Source organism: Pseudorhodoplanes sp. (genome assembly GCF_035565855.1).
Taxonomy (GTDB): domain Bacteria; phylum Pseudomonadota; class Alphaproteobacteria; order Rhizobiales; family Xanthobacteraceae; genus Pseudorhodoplanes.
Genome location: NZ_DATMRX010000369.1, coordinates 1 through 18491 on the forward strand (window position 1 = coordinate 1; position 18491 = coordinate 18491).

Annotated in this window: 16 protein-coding genes; 7 read left to right on the plus strand and 9 right to left on the minus strand. The window is 64.2% G+C overall.

Going from position 1 to position 18491, the window contains the following annotated elements:
* The 6 genes from purL to purC form a co-directional block, all read right to left on the minus strand.
* Nucleotides 1-1418: phosphoribosylformylglycinamidine synthase subunit PurL (purL, locus tag VN004_RS21445; protein ID WP_325614210.1), on the minus strand; the 1418-nt coding region annotated here is incomplete at its 3' end.
* A gap of 303 nt (nt 1419-1721) precedes the next feature.
* Nucleotides 1722-2423, minus strand: coding sequence for a phosphoribosylformylglycinamidine synthase subunit PurQ (gene purQ / locus VN004_RS21450; RefSeq protein ID WP_325614211.1), 702 nt, complete (start codon nt 2421-2423; stop codon nt 1722-1724).
* A 16-nt stretch (nt 2424-2439) separates the two neighbouring features.
* A complete protein-coding gene (gene purS / locus VN004_RS21455) occupies nt 2440-2679 on the minus strand; it encodes a phosphoribosylformylglycinamidine synthase subunit PurS (protein ID WP_325614212.1) in 240 nt (79 codons plus the stop codon).
* 111 nt (nt 2680-2790) lie between these two features.
* Nucleotides 2791-3501, minus strand: a complete 711-nt coding sequence (locus VN004_RS21460; RefSeq protein ID WP_325614213.1) for an outer membrane protein — start codon at nt 3499-3501, stop codon at nt 2791-2793.
* Between the two features lie 107 nt (nt 3502-3608).
* Entirely contained in the window at nt 3609-4274 is a 666-nt protein-coding gene (locus VN004_RS21465; RefSeq protein ID WP_325614214.1) for a hypothetical protein, read from the minus strand.
* Between the two features lie 2 nt (nt 4275-4276).
* Complete coding sequence (gene purC, locus VN004_RS21470; protein WP_325614215.1) at nt 4277-5074, minus strand: phosphoribosylaminoimidazolesuccinocarboxamide synthase; 798 nt, start codon at nt 5072-5074, stop codon at nt 4277-4279.
* A 333-nt stretch (nt 5075-5407) separates the two neighbouring features.
* Here purC and VN004_RS21475 point away from each other — a divergent pair, with 333 nt between their 5' ends.
* From VN004_RS21475 to VN004_RS21485, 3 genes are read left to right on the plus strand one after another with little or no spacing between them, the layout of a single operon-like run.
* Nucleotides 5408-5722 carry a DUF1476 domain-containing protein gene (locus tag VN004_RS21475; protein ID WP_325614216.1) on the plus strand — a complete coding sequence of 105 codons (315 nt, stop codon included), beginning with the start codon at nt 5408-5410 and terminating at the stop codon, nt 5720-5722.
* A gap of 17 nt (nt 5723-5739) precedes the next feature.
* Entirely contained in the window at nt 5740-6381 is a 642-nt protein-coding gene (locus tag VN004_RS21480; RefSeq protein ID WP_325614217.1) for a class I SAM-dependent methyltransferase, read from the plus strand.
* Between the two features lie 15 nt (nt 6382-6396).
* Nucleotides 6397-7167 (plus strand): HpcH/HpaI aldolase family protein, encoded by a 771-nt coding sequence (locus tag VN004_RS21485; protein ID WP_325614218.1) that lies wholly within the window; start codon nt 6397-6399, stop codon nt 7165-7167.
* Nucleotides 7168-7170: 3 nt separating this feature from the next.
* Here the strand turns inward: VN004_RS21485 and VN004_RS21490 are convergent, their stop codons facing one another.
* Nucleotides 7171-8370 carry a TrmJ/YjtD family RNA methyltransferase gene (locus VN004_RS21490; protein WP_325614219.1) on the minus strand — a complete coding sequence of 400 codons (1200 nt, stop codon included), beginning with the start codon at nt 8368-8370 and terminating at the stop codon, nt 7171-7173.
* Between the two features lie 103 nt (nt 8371-8473).
* On the opposite strand from VN004_RS21490, the gene VN004_RS21495 reads away from it, so the two are divergent.
* The 4 genes from VN004_RS21495 to VN004_RS21510 all read left to right on the plus strand — a co-directional run bounded on the left by VN004_RS21495 (nt 8474) and on the right by VN004_RS21510 (nt 14875).
* Nucleotides 8474-9271 (plus strand): hypothetical protein, encoded by a 798-nt coding sequence (locus tag VN004_RS21495; protein ID WP_325614220.1) that lies wholly within the window; start codon nt 8474-8476, stop codon nt 9269-9271.
* 119 nt (nt 9272-9390) lie between these two features.
* Complete coding sequence (locus VN004_RS21500; RefSeq protein WP_325614221.1) at nt 9391-11112, plus strand: carbamoyltransferase C-terminal domain-containing protein; 1722 nt, start codon at nt 9391-9393, stop codon at nt 11110-11112.
* A 104-nt stretch (nt 11113-11216) separates the two neighbouring features.
* Nucleotides 11217-13439: an NADP-dependent isocitrate dehydrogenase gene (locus tag VN004_RS21505; RefSeq protein WP_325614222.1), complete on the plus strand. Its 2223-nt coding sequence runs from the start codon at nt 11217-11219 to the stop codon at nt 13437-13439.
* Nucleotides 13440-13663: 224 nt separating this feature from the next.
* Entirely contained in the window at nt 13664-14875 is a 1212-nt protein-coding gene (locus VN004_RS21510) for an NADP-dependent isocitrate dehydrogenase (protein ID WP_325614223.1), read from the plus strand.
* A gap of 95 nt (nt 14876-14970) precedes the next feature.
* Here VN004_RS21510 and VN004_RS21515 read toward each other — a convergent pair whose 3' ends face one another.
* Nucleotides 14971-16767, minus strand: a complete 1797-nt coding sequence (locus VN004_RS21515) for a cation:proton antiporter (protein ID WP_325614224.1) — start codon at nt 16765-16767, stop codon at nt 14971-14973.
* 172 nt (nt 16768-16939) lie between these two features.
* Nucleotides 16940-18491: alanine--tRNA ligase-related protein (locus tag VN004_RS21520; RefSeq protein ID WP_325614225.1), on the minus strand; the 1552-nt coding region annotated here is incomplete at its 5' end.

The window sequence follows — 18491 nt, forward strand, 5'->3', positions numbered from 1 at the left end:
GCCTGCTTGCCGCCCTCGAACGGATCGGCCTCGCAATAACGCGGCGTCACATCGCAGGTCATCGCAAGGCCCTTCGGACCGTCCTCGACGCGCACCACCGCGGCGTCGCCACCCGGCCGCTGCACGGTATTGCCGCCGATGATGTGGTCGTATTGCTCCCACACCCAGCGCTTGGAGCACAGATCCGGCGAGCCGATCAGTTTGAGCAGCGCGTCTGCATTTGACAGCGGCGCCTTCACGTCCTTCGCGTCGATCGCCGGCTTCTTCGGTGTCTCGACCAACGGCCGGTTATAGACCGGCGCCTCGTCGCCCAGTTCCTTGATCGGAAGATCGGCCAGCGTCTCGCCGTGATGGCGGATGAGGAAGCGCTTGGTCGGCGTGGTCTCGCCGACGATCGCGAAGTCGAGTCCCCATTTGCGGAAGATGTCCTCGGCTTCCTTTTCCTTCTCGGGCTTGAGCACCATGAGCATGCGCTCCTGGCTCTCCGAGAGCATCATCTCGTAGCCGGTCATGCCGGCTTCGCGGGTCGGCACCTTTTCGAGATCGAGGGTGACGCCGAGATCGCCCTTGGCGCCCATCTCGACCGCGGAGCATGTGAGGCCGGCCGCGCCCATGTCCTGGATCGCGATCACACAGCCCTTCTCCATGATCTCGAGGCAGGCTTCGAGCAGCAGCTTTTCGGCGAATGGATCGCCGACCTGCACGGTCGGACGCTTCTCCTCGGAATCGTCGTCGAATTCAGCGGACGCCATCGACGCGCCGTGGATGCCGTCGCGCCCGGTCTTCGAACCGAGATAGACGATCGGCATGCCGACGCCCGACGCCGCCGCGTAGAAGATCGCATCGGCGCGCGCGAGTCCGACCGCCATCGCATTGACGAGGATGTTGCCGTCATAGCGGGTGTGGAAGCGCACTTGTCCGCCGACGGTCGGCACGCCGAAGGAATTGCCGTAGCCGCCGATGCCGGCCACCACGCCGGATACCAGATGCCGCGTCTTCGGATGGGCCGGATCGCCAAACGAGAGCGCGTTCAGCGCCGCGATCGGTCGCGCGCCCATGGTGAAGACGTCGCGCAGGATTCCGCCAACCCCGGTCCCCGCGCCCTGATAGGGCTCGATGAAGCTCGGATGATTGTGGCTCTCCATCTTGAAGACCACAGCAAGGCCGTCGCCGATATCGATCACGCCGGCATTCTCGCCGGGCCCCTGGATCACCCATGGGGCTTCCGTCGGAAGACCGCGCAGATGCACCTTCGAGGATTTGTACGAGCAATGCTCGTTCCACATCGCCGAGAAGATGCCGAGCTCGGTCAGCGTCGGCTCGCGGCCGATCAGGTCGAGGATGCGCTGATACTCGTCCGGCTTGAGGCCGTGTTCGGCGACCAGTTCGGGCGTGATTTTGGGTTCGGGGCGGCTCACGCGCCGTATGTAGTCGAACCGCCTCGGCTTTTCACCTTTTTCAGGTCGGCCATGGGGGCCATCCACGCCTTATTTCAGGCGATCGGGCCCCTGCAGGCGGCCAGGCCGGGGAAAGGCAATCAGCGCGGCTGCGGGCGCTGGATCCGGAAAATGCGGTCCCACAAGGTGCCGGCCCCGCGGCAGGTCCGGTTCAGCGCCCGGTCAGGGAAATCTACGGGGCCAAAGTTACCCCGCCAAGTTACCCCGCGAGGTTACGCCGCCAAGTCACGCGGCCAAGTCACGCCGCCAAGTCACGCCGCCAAGTCAGGCCGCTTTGCCGAACTGCGCCGCGAGCCCCGCGAACAGGCCGCGTCCGTCGGTGCAGCCGATGATGCTTTCGACGTGATTTTCCGGATGCGGCATCATGCCGGCGACATTGCCACGCGCGTTGACGATGCCGGCGATGCCGTTGGTGGCGCCGTTGATGTTGGATGTCTCGCCGAGCTCACCGTCCGGCGCGCAATAACGGAAGATCACCTGCCCTCCGTCCTCGACGCGGCGGATCGTCTCGGCGTCCGCGATCCAGTTGCCTTCGCCATGCGCCACCGGCACCCGGATCACCTGCCCGGCATTGTAGCCGCGCGTGAAGGGCGTGTCGGAGCGCTCCACCCGCAGATGCACATCGCGGCAGACGAATTTCAGCCTCGCATTGCGCATCAAGACGCCGGGCAGAAGGCCGGACTCGCACAGAATCTGGAACCCGTTGCATACGCCAAGGACGAGACCGCCCTTCTCCGCAAAGGCGCGTACCGCATCCATGATCGGCGCGCGCGCCGCAATCGCGCCGCAGCGCAGGTAATCGCCGTAGGAGAAGCCGCCCGGCACCACCACGAGATCGGTGCCTGCGGGCAGTTCGGTCTCCGCATGCCAGACCATCGCCGGCTGAACGCCGGAGACAAGCCTGAGCGTGCGCGCCATGTCGCGCTCGCGATTGATGCCGGGAAAGACGAGAACAGCGGATTTCATGGCGCCGATATGGGGTTCACAGAAGTTCGATGCGATAATTCTCGATCACGGTATTCGCCAGAAGCTTCTCGGCGGCGGCTTTCAGCGCGGCTTCGGCTTTCGCCTTGTCGCCGTCTTCGATCTCGATGTCGAACACCTTGCCCTGGCGGACGCTCGCAACTCCGGACACGCCGAGCGATTTCAGCGCGCCCTCGATCGCCTTGCCCTGCGGATCGAGAATGCCGGATTTCAGGGTGACGGTGACGCGCGCTTTCATAAGAACAGACCGCAGATTCGGAGCCGGACGAAAGTCGACCTAGCACCCTTCGCCGCGTCCCTCAATTGCGCCCGGACGCTTCTTTCGGACGCCGGGCGCGGCGGCCCGGCATCACGGCCAGGGGCGGAAATTGACCCCGACCTTGAGCGCATGCACCGCCTGATCGACGTCGGTCACCCAGGCATAGCTCGGTTCGACCAGGGTCACGCCGCGCTTGTCGAGTTCCATGTAGCTATAGTCGAGCCGCACCGACCAGTTGGGCGCGAGCGCGTATTCGATCCCGCCGCCGATCGTCCAGCCCGAGGGGCTGCGGTCGCCGGTCGCGACAGCGGTCGTCCCGATCCACTGGTATTCGTGGTCGGCCTTCGCGAAGGCGGCCCCGCCCTTCACGTAGAGCAGCGTCCGGTCGAAGGCATAGCCGAGGCGGCCGACCACGGTCGCGGTCCATTTCAACTGGTCGCGGTAGCGGTCACCGGCGAACGGTGCGACGTCGTACGTCGTCCCATCGATCCCGGTCGCGGACAGATCCGCCTCGATCCCGAGCACCACGGCGCCGAATTGATAATTGTAGCCGATCTGCCCGCCACCCAGGATGCCGTCCGGCCTGTTGATGACCTGCCAGCCCGGCAGCGTCGGATCGGTGTAGGTCGTGCGGCTCCAGCCATAGCCGAGATGCGCGCCGAGATAGAGGCCGGTCCAGCTGAAGGCCGGCGCTGCCACGGGCGCCTTGACCGGCATCGGCGCGGGCAGATCCGCGGCCTGCGCACAGGCAGAGCCTACGAGAAGCGCCGCCAGAACGATGTGCACTCGCGTTGATCGCATGCTGTCTCCAAAAGCAAGAATAGCGCCGGGATTCGGCGGCCATTCTAATCCGGTACCCACAGCGAGAGCAGACGGATGCTTCAACCTTTCACAAGGAACCGCACCATTCAGAGCCCGAACCTTGCGAGCCAGCGCAGCCAGAACGGGTCCGGTGCGGGACGGAAGCCCTCGATCAAAGCATCGATTCGGGGCCGCCAGACCGAAAGGGCGTCCTGCGGCGCCCGGCACACGATCGCGACCGAATAGCTGCGCGCCGCTGTGGAAAAGGACAAAAAGCGCATCAGCTGCCCCGAGAGCGAAACCCGGTAATCGGACGCGTAGACCGGATGGCCGATGCTGGTGTGGATCAACCGGTAGGGCTGAACGACTTCGGGCGCGCCCGTATCGGCGTTGCCTTTGTCCCGCTCCGCCTTTTCCCTGATGAGACCGTCCAGAACAGCGCGCTCGGTGTCCTTTGCATCGAACTCGCGGGTGAGCCGCGCGACGCTCGCGAGCGGAACCCAGAGCCGGCCAGCGAAACAGCTTGTGTCGGTGCCGCCGCACGCCTTGGGCGCGCAATCAATCGTGAAGCCCCCGCCGGTCCCGGGCGTGAATGTCCACACCGCCTCGTCATAGGAGATGGTGAAGACGCCGGCATCGTCGCGATATTCCGCAGCACAGACCGGCAGCGCGATGGTTATGGCCGCAGCAACAGCGACCAGCGCGCTTGCGATACCGCCAAACGAAAAACGGGAGCCAAAGGCTCCCGTTCGCGTTCGGCCGATCGCCGGCATGCTCAACCTTTGACAAGAACCGGGCCCGTGCCGCGCGGCGGCTCACCCTCGTTCATGATGCCAAGCCGCTTGGCGACTTCTGTATAGGCTTCGAGCAGTCCGCCGAGATCGCGGCGGAAGCGATCCTTGTCGAGCTTCTCGTTGGACTTGATGTCCCACAACCGGCAGGAGTCCGGCGAGATCTCGTCGGCCACCACGATCCGCATCATGTCGTTTTCCCAGAGCCGGCCGCATTCCATCTTGAAATCGACCAGGCGAATGCCGACGCCGAGGAAAAGTCCCGACAGAAAATCGTTGACGCGAATGGCGAGCGCCATGATGTCGTCGATCTCCTGCGGATTGGCCCAGGCGAATGCGGTGATGTGCTCCTCCGAGACCATCGGATCGCCGAGCTGATCGTTCTTGTAATAGAACTCGATGATCGAGCGCGGCAGCTGCGTGCCCTCCTCGATACCGAGCCGTGTCGAGAGCGAACCCGCGGCGACATTGCGCACGACGATTTCGAGCGGAATGATTTCCACTTCGCGGATCAACTGCTCGCGCATGTTGAGGCGGCGAATGAAGTGGGTCGGCACGCCGATGTCGTTCAGATTCTGGAAAACATATTCCGAAATCCGGTTGTTCAGCACGCCCTTGCCTTCGATCACTTCATGTTTCTTGGCATTGAAGGCCGTGGCATCGTCCTTGAAATGCTGGATCAAAGTGCCGGGTTCGGGACCCTCGTAAAGAACTTTGGCTTTGCCTTCATAAATGCGGCGGCGGCGGCTCATCGGAATATACCGTGTTTTGTGGAAGTCCATCGAAAGCCGGGGTTCCTGTTGCTATTCTTGAAGTCCGCGGCGGGGCGAACGGCGCGACGCGTCGAACGGAGGTCGCCTGTCCGTCCTCGCAACCTAGCCGATCGACCCGGTAGATACAATCTGCGGGGCGGCCCGCGACCTGCCGCATATAGGCGGCTTGCGCGAATCGCCAATGCCTGCCTTGACGGCCTTACTTGGGTATGCCAGCGACACGGACGTTCCGCCGCGTTTCCGGCGGCATGATCGGCATGCTAACGTCCGATTCCGACCTTTGATGGCCGCCGTCGCCCTTCCCATATATATCGCAAAGAAACAGTCGCCAGCGAGGAGCAAATGACTACGTTCGACAAGCGCGAAGAAGGCTTCGAGAAAAAGTTCGCGCATGATGAGGAATTGAAGTTCAAGGCCACGGCACGTCGCAACAAGCTGCTCGGCCTGTGGGCCGCGGCGGAACTCGGCAAGACCGGGGCTGACGCCGACGCCTATTCCAAGGAAGTCGTGGCGGCCGATTTCGAGGAAGCCGGTGACGGCGACGTGCTCCGCAAGGTTGTGAAGGATCTGGGCGGCAAGGCCACCGAAGCCGAAGTGCGTGCCAAGATGGAAGAGTTTCTCGCCGAGGCGGTGAGGCAGATCCAGGCCGGCAAGTAGCATAGCGAACCACCGTCATGCAGACAGCCCAAAGCCCCGTGTCGCTTGAAGAGACGGCCCGCTGGTATGAGGGCAAGTCGTTCGTGACGGACTGGACGTCGTGGCACTTTCCGAACTGGATGAAGCTGCTCGCGCCCTATCGCGACCGGCCGACGCGCCTGCTCGAGATCGGCTCCTGGGAAGGCCGCTCGGCGCTGTTTTTCCTGAATTACCTGCCACAGATGCAGATGACCTGCGTCGATACCTTTGCGGGTGGTCAGGAACATCAGGAGGCGGCGTCCCGCAGCCCGGAAGACGCGGAGCTGCTGCGCTCGGTCGAGCGCCGGTTCGATGCCAATACCGGTGCGTTTTCAGGCCGCATCGAAAAGATCAAGGCAAGTTCGGTGGATGCCCTGATCGCACTCGGCGTCGCAGAGCGAAGGTTCGACATCGCCTATATCGATGGCGGCCATCGCGCCCGTGAGGTCTATGCCGACAGCGTTCTGACCTGGCCCTTGATGGAGTCGGGCGGCCTCGTGATCTTCGACGATTATCTCTGGGAAGAGATGCCCGATCCCATGGACAATCCGAAGCCCGGGGTCGACGCCTTCCTCAAGTCGATCGAAGGCCAGTTCCGGATGACGCATAACGACTACCAAGTAGCCATCGCGAAAATCTAGAGCGCAGTCCCGATCATGGCCAACGCCGCCTTCTCGCTCGCCCGCCGTCTGCGCGCCGGAGAAACCGTTTACTCGGCGTGGTGCAGTCTCCCGGAGCCGCTGGTTTGCGAAGCCATTGCGCGCGAGGGTTTCGGCGCGGTCGTGATCGATATGCAGCACGGAATGTGGGACGAACCGTCGGCCCTTCAGGCGGTTTCGTATGTACATCTCGCCGGCGCCGCTCCGATCGTGCGGGTGCCGCTGTGGCACAATTCGCTGGTCAGCCGCATGCTCGATTGGGGCGCCGAAGGTATCATCGCGCCGATGATCAATGGCGAGGCCGAAGCCCGCGCCTTCGTGCAGGCCGCGAAATATCCACCGGTCGGAGAGCGCTCGGTCGGCGCGCACCGCGCCGCGATGGTCGCCGGCGTCTCCGATCAGAAATTGTATATCGCCGAGGCCAACACGACGACCCTCACCTTCGCGATGATCGAAACGCAGGCCGCGCTCGATAGCCTCGATCGCATTGCCGCCATGCCGGGGATCGACGTGCTCTTTGTCGGCCCGGGCGATCTGTCTCTCAGCTTGTCGAATGGCGCGACGCTCGATCCGCATTCGGCTGCGGTCGAGGGCGGGCTCGAAAAGGTGCTCGCCGCCTGTGCCCGCCACGGCAAGATACCGGGATTGTTCTGCCGCGACGCCGAGCGCGCGACGGAGAAGGCCCGTTCGGGTTTCAGATTTCTGACCGTCGGCAGCGATCTGACATTTCTGCGTGCGGGAACCGCGGCGCAGCTCAAGGCGCTTTGATCGTCAGCTGGTCGTGGCCGCGAGAATTGTCTCGCACACCGCATTGACGTCCTTGCCGATCTCCGCCGCGCTCACCTGCACGATCCGATAATTGCGCTCGCCCATCCAGGCGAGTTTGTGTTTCCGCGCGTCGGCCGCCTTCCCGTCCTCACTGTCGGGCGTCACATCGATCACGAGCCGCAGCGGAAAGGATACGAAATCCGCGACATGAGGGCCGATCGGCGTCTGTCGCTTGAACCCGAGCGTGGCAAAGCGCCGATCCGCGGTGATCGCCGCCCATAACGCGCGCTCGGCGTCGGTCGGATTCCTGCGCAACAGCCGCGCCAGCCCGCGCACCGGCGAGTCCGCGCGCACCACCTCCGCCTTGCCGTGTTGAGCCAGCAGCCCGCGGAGCATCTCGGCTTCGGGGCCGTCCAGCAAACCGCCGCGCGCCGGGCCTTTTCGTCCTTCGACCAGCGCCATGACGATGCCGTGCAGGGTGCGGATGTCCTGCTGGGTCGGCTGCATGCGGGTGAAGATATTGCGCATGTTGACGGTCATCGTGCCGCGCTTCTCGTGCGGCCGGAAATATTCGATGCGCTCGAGCTCGCGTTCGAGATCGCCGAAGAATGCAAGCAATTGCTCCTTGGGAGCGGGCGGCGACTTGTCCGGCGCCGAAAACGGAAGCGCCCCTTGCGTCTTCAGCTTGAACCATTCGTAGCCGAGGATCACGACCGCCTGCGCGAGGTTCAGCGAGGCAAAGGCCGGATTGACCGGAAGCGTCACGATCGCATCGGCGAGCCCGACCTCATCGTTCTCCAGCCCGTTGCGCTCGCGTCCGAATACCAAGGCGGCCCGCTGCCCCGAAGCGACGCGCTCTGCGGAGAGCCGCGCGGTCTCGTCCGCGCCGATCACGGGCTTCGCCTGATCGTGGCCGCGCGCCGTGGCGGCAACCACAAAGTGACAATCGGCAATCGCGTCAGCAAGGCTGCCGTACAGCCGCGCCTGGTCCAGCACGCGGTCGGCGCCCGAGGCCATGATGACGGCTTCGCGGCTCGGCCAGCCACAGCGCGGATTGACGAGCCGCAATTCCGACAGCCCGAAATTCGCCATCGCACGCGCGGCCGCGCCGATATTCTCGCCGAGTTGCGGCTCGACGAGAATGACGCAGGGCGCGGGCTCGGCCACCCATTTTCTGGTCTTGTCAGTTCCGGCGCCCGGCATTTTCGTGTTCTCCGGGCCTCCTCATAGCGGTGGAAGGCACGATGCGAAAGCATGCGATGATTTCGGCCGATTCGGCCGGACGGACGCGGGAGACGCGCATTTCATGAAAATCCTGATCGCAACCCCGGCCTATGGCGGCCAGGTGACCACCACCTATTGCGATACGCTGATCTGGCTGCTCGATCATTTCCGCGAGAAGCACCCCGCCATTCGCTTCCATCACAAGTTTCTCTCGCTGTCGGTCCTGTCCTTCGCGCGCAATGTCTATGCAAGCCTCGTGATGCAGGACGAGAGCTTCACGCATCTGCTCTTCGTCGATGCCGACATGGGATTTCGGCCGTCGCTGATCGAGCGCATGATCGCCGCGCAGAAGCCGGTGGTCGGCGTCATGGCGCCGCTGCGCAAGTTCGATTACGCCAAGTTCTATGCCCTGCGCGATCGCATTGCGGACCCGACTGTCGCGCGCCTTGTCGCGCAGGATTATGCCAATGCCGGTGCGATCGACTTCGCCCAGTCGGGGAACGCGCCGGCCGACCGTCACACCTCGGCAGACCTCGTCACTGAAGGTCCTTGTCTGCGGGTCCGCAATGCGGCCACGAACGTGATGCTGATCAGGCGCGAGGTCTTCGACCAGATCAAGCAGCGCTATCCCGAATTGTGGTGCGAGCGCATCGAGAACACCTACGCCAATTTCGGTCTCACCAAGGGCGTTCTGCAGTGTTTCGAATCGATGCCGAACGAACACGGGCTCTATGGCGGAGAGGATACCGCATTCTGCCGCCGCTGGGTGGAAGGCTGCGGCGGCGAAATCTGGTCGGTGATCACCGAAACCATCGTCCATGTCGGTTCGGAGCGGTATGTCGGCAATTACCTGACGAAGCTGCGCCACGGGCAGATCTGACCCTGCCGACCCCCGCACATCGCTGATCCTGGAAGCCCCCCGGCCCCAAGTCCGGGCGGTTGTCCCCCGCATCAATTCCCGGTAAAGGATCGCGCCCTCCGAAAATCGTCGATCTCCAGATGTCCCAGCTTATTCTTGGCGTTCATTCCGGCTCGCATGACGCCGCCGCGGCCGTTTTCGACGGTTATGAGCTGAAGGCGGCGGTGTCGCTGGAGCGGCTCACGCGCCACAAGGGCGATGGCGCCTATCCGGATCTCGCCATCGACGAGGTGCTCTCGATCGCCGGCGTCACCCGCAAGGATGTCGACGTCGTGTGCCACAGCCGCACCCTGATGCCGACGAAGTATTTCCGCCAGCTGTCCGGCTTCGACTGGCTGAAGGAGCAATACCGCACGCATCTGCGCGGCAAGACGCGGCGGCAGATGATGCCGGAACTCTATCGGCACGGAACCGCGGACGTCGATCGCTTCTACGACACGGCTGCGCTGTTGCGCGACAAGGGCTTCCGCGACGGCACACGGTCCTTCTTCTACAATCATCACGAGGCGCATGCGCTGCCGGCCTTGTTCTACAGTCCGGGCTGGGACGACGCGCTGCTCGTCACCGCCGATGGCGGCGGCGACAACGTGCATTACAGTCACCGCCATTTTGCGAACGGCGTGTTGACCGACATCTATGGCGGCGAGGACACGATTCTGACCCGGCCGGTCGAGGATTCGCTCGGCAAGATGTATGGCGCGGCGACCAAGGCGCTCGGCTTCCGGCGCGTGCGCCACGAGGGCAAGGTCACGGGCCTGTCGGCGATGGGCAAGCCAGTGCGCGCGGCGGAGCTTGCGGCCAAGTTCTCGGTCGATGCCAATGGCCGCGTGCATTCGACGCTGGCGAGCGATCGCGAAATCTTCTCCTTCATGCAACAGCTGCTGAAGGGTCTCAGCAAGGAAGACTATTCGGCGAGCGTGCAGCAGGTCCTCGAAGACACCATGCTCGCGTCGTTCGAGCGGCTGCTCGCGAAATATCCGGCAAAGCATGTCGGGGTGTCGGGCGGTGTGTTTGCGAACGTGAAGCTGAACCGCCTCATCGCCGAAAAATTCGGACTGGAAGAAGTCTTCATCTTCCCGGCGATGGGTGACGACGGGCTTCCGGTTGGCGGCGCCCTCGCCTTCCTGCTGCGCCGCGACGGCCTCGCCACATGGCTGAAGAACCGCCGCGATCTCGGCCCGGTCTATCTCGGCCGCGATTACACCGATACGGTCGATGCAGCCCTCGCCGCGATCCCGAATGTGAAACGGACCGAGGAAGCGCCGGTCGCCGGCAGCGTCCAGCGCCTCGTGGCGGGGCAGCTCGGCGCAATCTACACCGGACGGATGGAATTTGGGCCACGAGCGCTGGGCAACCGCACCATTCTCGCCAATCCCTCACGGCGGGAGACCCACGACCTCCTCAACGAGCGGCTGTCGCGCTCCGAATTCATGCCGTTCGCGCCGGTGGCGACCGCCGAGCGCGCCGGGGACGTCTTCGACATCACGAAAGTCAACGCCCGCGCCTGCCGCTACATGACCATCGCGACCGACGTGCGGCCCGACTGGCGCCGGCGCATCGCCGCGGTGGTCCATGTCGACCAATCGGCGCGGCCGCAGGTGATCGAGCGCGCCGACAATCCGCTCTACCACGACATCCTCACCGCGTTCGAAGGCGCCACCGGGCTGGCGGCCCTCGTCAACACCTCGTTCAACGTCCACGAAGAGCCGATCGTGAATACGCCGTCCGAGTGCGCGCGCGCGCTGACCGACGGCCGGATCGATTTCGTGGTCACGGACCGCGCGCTTTACGTGCGCGGCTGACCGCCTGGCTAGGCCCCGGGGGCGGTCCGCTCGCGAGGCTTTGACCGGCCGGGGACGGGTGCTATAGGGCGCGCGCTGAGAGACAGGCGACCAGGGGTCAAGGCATGAAAAATCTCGAAATTATGTGGACGAAAGTCGATGAAGCCCCGGCGCTTGCGACCTATTCGCTCCTGCCGATCGTCGAGGCCTTCGTCGGCGCGGCGGGCGTGTCGGTGAAGCTGAAGGACATTTCCCTCGCCGGCCGCATCATCGCCGCCTTCCCCGAACGGCTGAAGCCCGAGCAGCGGATCAACGACGAACTGACCGAGCTCGGCAATCTGACGTTGAAGCCGGAAGCCAACATCATGAAGCTTCCGAACATCTCGGCATCGATCCCCCAGCTGAAGGCCGCGATCAAGGAGCTGCAGGACAAGGGCTACGACGTTCCGGACTATCCGGAAAATCCGGCGACGGACGCCGAGAAAGAGATCCGGGCGCGCTACGCCAGGATATTCGGCAGCGTCGTCAACCCGGTGCTGCGCGAGGGCAATTCCGATCGCCGTGCCGCCGCCGCGGTCAAGAACTACGCCCGCAAGAACCCGCACAAGATGGGCGCCTGGACCAAGGATTCGAAGTCGCACGTCGCCCACATGTCGAGCGGCGACTATTACGGTTCGGAAATCGCGACCACGGTCGACAAGGCGACCAACGTGCGCATCGAATTCGTCGGCAAGGACGGCGCCGTCACGGTGCTGAAGGCAAAGACCGCGCTCGATGACGGCGAGATCATCGACGCCGCGGTCATGAGCGCCGCGGCGCTGCGCAAATTCTTCGACGAGCAGATCGAGGACGCCAGGAAGCAGGGCGTGCTGTTCTCGCTGCACGTCAAGGCGACGATGATGAAGATCTCCGATCCCATCATCTTCGGCCACGCCGTTTCGTCGTTCTTCTCCGACGTGATCGAGAAGCATGCCGCGACGCTGAAGAAGCTCGGTGTCAATCTCAACAACGGCTTCGGCGATCTGCTGGCGAAGATCGAGACGCTGCCGGAGACCGAGAAAAAGGCGATCAAGGACGATATCGCGGCCGAATACGCAAAACGGCCGGCCCTTGCCATGGTCAATTCCGACAAGGGCATCACTGGCCTGCACGTTCCCAGCGACTTCATCATCGACGCCACGATGCCGGCGATGATCCGCGAAGGCGGCAAGATGTGGGGCCCCGACGGCAAGCTGCACGACACCAAGGCGGTGATTCCGGACCGCTCCTATTCGCGGCTGTATCAGGCGGTGATCGACGACTGCAAGGCAAACGGCGCGTTCGACCCCAAGACCATGGGCTCGGTGCCGAATGTCGGCCTGATGGCGCAGAAGGCCGAGGAATACGGCTCGCACGACAAGACCTTCGAGATTTCGGGGAGCGGCACCGTCCGCGTCGTCACCGACGACGGCAAGGTGCTGCTGGAGCGCCCGGTCGAGGCCGGCGACATCTTCCGCATGTGCGAGCTCAAGGACGCCGCAGTGCGTGACTGGGTGAAGCTTGGCGTGCGGCGCGCGCGTCTTACCAACACGCCCGCCGTGTTCTGGCTCGACAAGAACCGCGCCCACGACGCCGAGCTGATCAAGAAGGTCGAGACTTATCTGAAGGACCACGACACCAGCGGGCTCGATATCCGCATCATGGCTCCGGTCGACGCGATGAAGTTCTCGCTCGAGCGGATCCGCAAGGGCCAGGACACGATTTCCGTCACCGGCAACATTCTGCGCGACTACCTGACGGACCTGTTCCCGATCATGGAGCTCGGCACCTCGGCCAAGATGCTCTCGATCGTCCCCCTGCTCGCGGGCGGCGGCATGTTCGAGACCGGAGCCGGCGGCTCTGCGCCAAAGCACGTGGAGCAGTTCCAGAAGGAAGGCTACCTGCGCTGGGATTCGCTCGGCGAATTCCTTGCGCTCGGCGCCTCGCTCGAGCATCTGGCGCAGACCTACAAGAACGACAAGGCGCAGGTTCTCGCCGAGACGCTCGACACCGCGATCGGCAAGATCCTCGACAACAACCGTTCGCCTGCCCGCAAGGTCGGCGAAATCGACAATCGCGGCAGCCATTTCTACCTTGCGCTCTACTGGGCGCAGGCGCTAGCCGCGCAAACCAAGGACAAGGAGCTGGCCGCCCGCTTCAAGCCGCTGGCCGAGACGCTCGAAAAGAACGAGGCCAAGATCAACGCCGAACTGATCGCCGCGCAGGGCAAGCCGGTCGATACCGGCGGCTATTACCTGCCCGACCCGAAGAAGACATCGGCGGCGATGCGGCCAAGTCCCACGCTGAACGCCGCGCTCGCGGCGCTCTGAAACTGAGCAACGCCTCTCGCGCGTCCGCCCATGCGGGCGCGCGGCGGCGGGCGCGCTGTCTTGGGAATGCGACTTTAGTCCACGCGCTGGCACAGCTTCCGCGTGCCGGGAGTCATGCTATAGGAGCCGCCCTGGATGCGAGCGTGGCGCCTGCCGTGAGCGCCCGCGCGTCCGGTCTCATGCGACGGCCGCATCGATGCGGGCTCAAGAGGTGACCCCCGGACATGGCGAAGATCAAGGTACACAATCCCGTCGTCGAAATGGACGGCGATGAGATGACCCGCATTATCTGGCAGCTCATCAAGGACAAGCTGATCCATCCTTATCTGGATATCGACCTCCTCTATTACGATCTCAGCATCCAGAAGCGCGACGAGACCAACGACCAGATCACCATCGATGCCGCCAACAAGACCAAGGAGGTCGGCGTCGCCGTAAAATGCGCGACCATCACGCCGGACGAAGGCCGCGTGAAGGAATTCGGCCTGAAGGAGATGTGGCGCTCGCCGAACGGCACGATCCGCAACATCCTCGGCGGCACGATCTTCCGCGAGCCGATCATCTGCCGTAACGTTCCGCGCCTCGTGCCCGGCTGGACGCAGCCGATCGTGATCGGCCGCCACGCCTTCGGCGATCAATATCGGGCCACCGATTTCAAGTTTCCCGGCAAGGGAACGCTGACCATCAAATTCACCGGCGACGACGGTCAGGTGATCGAAAAGGAAGTCTTCAAGGCTCCCGGCTCGGGCGTCACCATGGCGATGTACAATCTTGACGATTCCATCCGCGACTTCGCCTACGCGTCCTTCAATTACGGCCTGTCACGCAACTTCTCGGTCTATTTGTCGACCAAGAACACCATCCTGAAGCAATATGACGGCCGCTTCATGGAGCTGTTCCAGGAGATTTTCGACAAGGATTTCAAGGCCGAGTTCGACAAGCGCAATCTCGTCTATCAGCACCGGCTGATCGACGACATGGTTGCCTCAGCGCTGAAATGGTCGGGCGGCTATGTCTGGGCTTGCAAGAACTATGACGGCGATGTGCAGTCCGACACCGTGGCGCAGGGCTTCGGCTCGCTCGGGCTGATGACCTCGGTGCTGATGACACCGGACGGCAAGATCGTGGAATCGGAAGCCGCCCATGGCACGGTGACCCGCCACTATCGCGAGCATCAGAAGGGCAACGAGACCTCGACCAACTCGATCGCCTCGATCTTCGCCTGGACCCGCGGCCTTGCGCACCGCGCCAAGCTCGACAACAACGCCGAGCTCGCGACATTCGCACAAACGCTGGAAAAGGTCTGCGTCGCCACGGTCGAATCCGGCTTCATGACGAAGGATCTCGCGCTTCTGGTCGGGCCGGACCAGAAGTGGCTTTCGACCACAGGCTTCCTCGACAAGATCGACGCGAACCTGAAAAAGGCGATGGCCTGAGGTTCAACCGGATCGAAGCGGCGTTGTCCTCACTGGATCGCCGCTTTCGCGGGCGATGACAGCGAACGGCTGCCCCTGCGAAATCGGAATGTGCGTCAGGCCGAAGGATCGCTGACCTTCGCCGTCTTTGCGGCAACCTTCTCCGCCTTGCGCGCCTTTTTTGCCGCGCGCCGCACCGCCACGACTTCGAGATTGCGAACTTCGGCGATGCGCCGATCGGCCACGTCGTCGGGGAAGTCGAGATTTTCCAGAAGGCGCCCGGCGAGCTGCAGGCTCGCCTCCACCGCTTCCGGGATCGCGTCGGTCGCGCCGAGTTCGGTCAGGCGCGTCGCATGCTGGGCATCCCGTGCGCGTGCCAGGACCACGGCGCGAGGCCGCAACTTGACGATCTCCATCACCATCCGCTCGGTCGCCTCCGCGCTGCCGAGCGTGACGATGAACGCGCGCGCCCTCTTGTAGCCGGCATGGTGCAAGATCTCGTGGCGGCTGGCATCGCCGAAATAGACCGGGCGATTCTTCTCACGCTGCTCCGTCACCAAGGCGCCGTTGGTGTCGAACGCGATCCAGGGCACGTTCTCGCTGTCGAGCACTTTCGCGATTGTCTGGCCGACCCGTCCGAAACCGCCGATCACCACATGATCGCGCAGCCCGGTCATCGCCGCGTCGGGCGAGTGCTGCGCTTCCTGATCCGCCGTCTCCAGGCGCTCGCCAAGGCGGCGCGCGATTGCGGCCAGGAGCGGCGTGATCATCATGCTGAGGCCGGCGACCGCGATCGCGGAGGTCGCGATTTCAACGTCAAGGAGCCCCTTGGCGGTCGAAAGGCCGATGACGATGAACGCGAATTCGCCGCCTTGCGCGAGCAGCAGCGCAATCTCGGCGGCGACGGGACGCGCGACCCGGAACAGGCGGGCAGCCAGGTAGAGAGCCGCCGCCTTGACGACGATCAGACCGATGAGCGCGAGCAGGATCCAGCCGATATGGGCCCACACCACCTGGAGATCGATCGCCATGCCGACGGACACGAAGAAGATGCCGAGCAACAGCCCCTTGAACGGATCGAGATCGACCTCGATCTGGTGACGATATTCGCTGTCGGAGAGCAGCAATCCCGCGAGGAATGCGCCGAGCGCGACAGAAAGGCCCGAGGCGCCGGTCGCTGCCGAAATGCCGACCACAATGGTCAGCGTGATCGCCATGATCAATTCGCGACTGCCGGTGCGCGCCGCCGAACGCATCAGCGGCGTCACGATGTAGCGCCCAATCACCATGATGAGCGCGACCGCCGCGAAAGCCTGCGCAAAGGGCAGGAGGAGATGGACCAGCGATTTGTCGCCGGCGCTGCGCGCTTCGAGAATGCCGACGGTGAACAGCACCGGGACGACGCACAGATCCTGGAACAGCAGCACCGACAGCGCGACGCGCCCGACCGGGCTCGCCGCGCGATGCTGGTCGATCAGAAGCTGCATCACGATCGCCGTCGACGACAGCGCGAAGCACATGCCAAGGATCAGGCCGGCCGGGGGCGTGATGCCGCTGAACCGGATCGCCGTGCCAATGACGAATATGCAGACGCCGACCTGTACGAGGCCGACGCCCAGCACGTAGCGCCGCAATTGCCACAGGCGGGGGATCGACAATTCCATCCCGAGCAAAAACAGCAGGAACACGACGCCGAGTTCGGCGAGCGGCTCCGCCGCCTTCGGGTCTTCCAGCGTGATGTAACTGAGGATGGGGTAATAGTCGTCGAGATAGCCGATGCCGTACGGCCCGAGCACAAGACCGACAAGGAGGAAACCGAGGACCGTCCCGAGATAGCGGTGCAGCAGGGGGACGACGATCCCCGCGGCCACAAGAAAGATCAGGACGCCTTTCAGGTGTTCCGCATGCAGCACAGTCGTCGATCCCTGCTCTTCTCCCTCCCCCCTCCGCGGAAGGAGACTCACTCGTCAGATGCAGCGAACACGATGCTGCAAAGCGGATCGGTTCGGCAAGAATCTGCCTATCGAAACGAGAGGCCCCCGTCACCCCGTCGTTGAGGGAGATGGTGACGCGCCTTGCGTGCCCTCAGGCCGCGCCGAGCGCGGTCTCGATGGCGCGCAGCGCCGCATCGGCCTTGGACCCGTCGGGCCCGCCGGCCTGCGCCATGTCCGGCTTGCCGCCGCCGCCCTTGCCGCCCAGCGCCTCGGACGCCTTGCGCACGAGATCGATGGCGGAGAATCGCGACACCAGATCGGGCGTGACGCCGACCACGATGCTGCCCTTGCCGTCCTCGCTGGTGGCGACCAGCGCGACGACACCGGACCCGACCTGCTTCTTGCCCTCGTCGGCGAGCCCCTTCAGGTCCTTGATATCGATGCCGCTCACGGCACGCGCGAGCAGCTTCACGTCGCCGACGGTCTTGATGCCGTCCTCGCCGTTGGTCTTGCCGCCGCCCATGGCGAGCTTCTTGCGTGCCTCGGCAAGGTCGCGTTCGAGCTTCTTGCGTTCGTCGAGAAGCTGGGTCACGCGCGCCGGCATGTCCGCAACCGAAACCCGGAGCAGGTCGGCCGCGACCGCCTGCGCCGCCTGGACCGTGGCATTCGCGGCCTTGCGGGCGGCGCGTCCGGTCAGCGCTTCCAGGCGCCGCACGCCGGCGGCAACGCCCTGATCCGACACCACGGAAATCAGGCCGATGTCTCCGGTCCGTTGCACATGGGTGCCGCCACAGAGTTCGACCGACCAGCCGAGCGCATTCCCGCCGGGTCCGGGATCGCCCATGGCCACGACGCGAACCTCGTCGCCGTATTTTTCGCCGAACAGCGCGCGGGCCCCGGAGGCGCGCGCATCGTCGATCGCCATCAGGCGCGTGGTGACGGGGGAATTCTGGATCACGAAGTCATTGGCGAGGTCTTCGACTTTCTCGATTTCCTCGGCGGTCATCGGCTTTGGATGCGAGAAGTCGAAACGCAGCCGCTCGGGGGCGACGAGCGAGCCCTTCTGCGCAACGTGATCGCCGAGCACCTGGCGCAGCGCCTCGTGCAAGAGATGGGTTGCGGAATGGTTGGCGCGGATGGCGGAGCGGCGATCGTGATCGACCACGAGCTGCAGCGCCTGGCCGGGCTTCAAGGCGCCCTCCTCCACGACGCCGAGATGCACGAACAGATCGCCCGCCTTTTTCTGCGTATCGGTCACGCGGAACGTCACGCCGTCGCCGGTGATGGTGCCGGTGTCGCCGACCTGGCCGCCGGACTCGCCGTAGAACGGCGTCTGGTTGACGATGACAATGCCGGTGTCGCCCTTTCTCAGTTCAGCGACCTCCTTGCCGTCATTGAGGAGCGCCAGCACCACGCCCTCGGCCCGTTCGGTCTCGTAGCCGAGGAATTCCGTCGCCCCGAGCTTCTCGCGCAGACCGAAGAACACGGTTTCGGCCGCCGCATCGCCCGAGCCTTTCCAGGACTCGCGCGCCTTGGCCTTCTGCTGCTCCATCGCCGCGTTGAAGCCCTCGAGATCGACCGCGATGCCGCGCGGCCGCAGCGCATCCTGCGTCAGATCGAGCGGGAAGCCGTAGGTGTCGTAGAGCGTGAAGGCGATATCGCCTTTGAGCGCATCGCCCTGCTTCAGGGTCTTCGCTTCGTCC

Coding starts and splice junctions, on each gene's coding strand:
- VN004_RS21495 (WP_325614220.1), top strand. CDS start 8,474: ATGAAAATCCTGATCGCAACCCCGGCCTATGGCGGCCAGGTGACCACC.
- VN004_RS21485 (WP_325614218.1), top strand. CDS start 6,397: ATGGCCAACGCCGCCTTCTCGCTCGCCCGCCGTCTGCGCGCCGGAGAA.
- VN004_RS21505 (WP_325614222.1), top strand. CDS start 11,217: ATGAAAAATCTCGAAATTATGTGGACGAAAGTCGATGAAGCCCCGGCG.
- VN004_RS21475 (WP_325614216.1), top strand. CDS start 5,408: ATGACTACGTTCGACAAGCGCGAAGAAGGCTTCGAGAAAAAGTTCGCG.
- VN004_RS21480 (WP_325614217.1), top strand. CDS start 5,740: ATGCAGACAGCCCAAAGCCCCGTGTCGCTTGAAGAGACGGCCCGCTGG.
- VN004_RS21465 (WP_325614214.1), bottom strand. CDS start 4,274: ATGCCGGCGATCGGCCGAACGCGAACGGGAGCCTTTGGCTCCCGTTTT.
- VN004_RS21490 (WP_325614219.1), bottom strand. CDS start 8,370: ATGCCGGGCGCCGGAACTGACAAGACCAGAAAATGGGTGGCCGAGCCC.
- VN004_RS21500 (WP_325614221.1), top strand. CDS start 9,391: ATGTCCCAGCTTATTCTTGGCGTTCATTCCGGCTCGCATGACGCCGCC.
- VN004_RS21460 (WP_325614213.1), bottom strand. CDS start 3,501: ATGCGATCAACGCGAGTGCACATCGTTCTGGCGGCGCTTCTCGTAGGC.
- purC (WP_325614215.1), bottom strand. CDS start 5,074: ATGGACTTCCACAAAACACGGTATATTCCGATGAGCCGCCGCCGCCGC.
- VN004_RS21510 (WP_325614223.1), top strand. CDS start 13,664: ATGGCGAAGATCAAGGTACACAATCCCGTCGTCGAAATGGACGGCGAT.
- purS (WP_325614212.1), bottom strand. CDS start 2,679: ATGAAAGCGCGCGTCACCGTCACCCTGAAATCCGGCATTCTCGATCCG.
- purQ (WP_325614211.1), bottom strand. CDS start 2,423: ATGAAATCCGCTGTTCTCGTCTTTCCCGGCATCAATCGCGAGCGCGAC.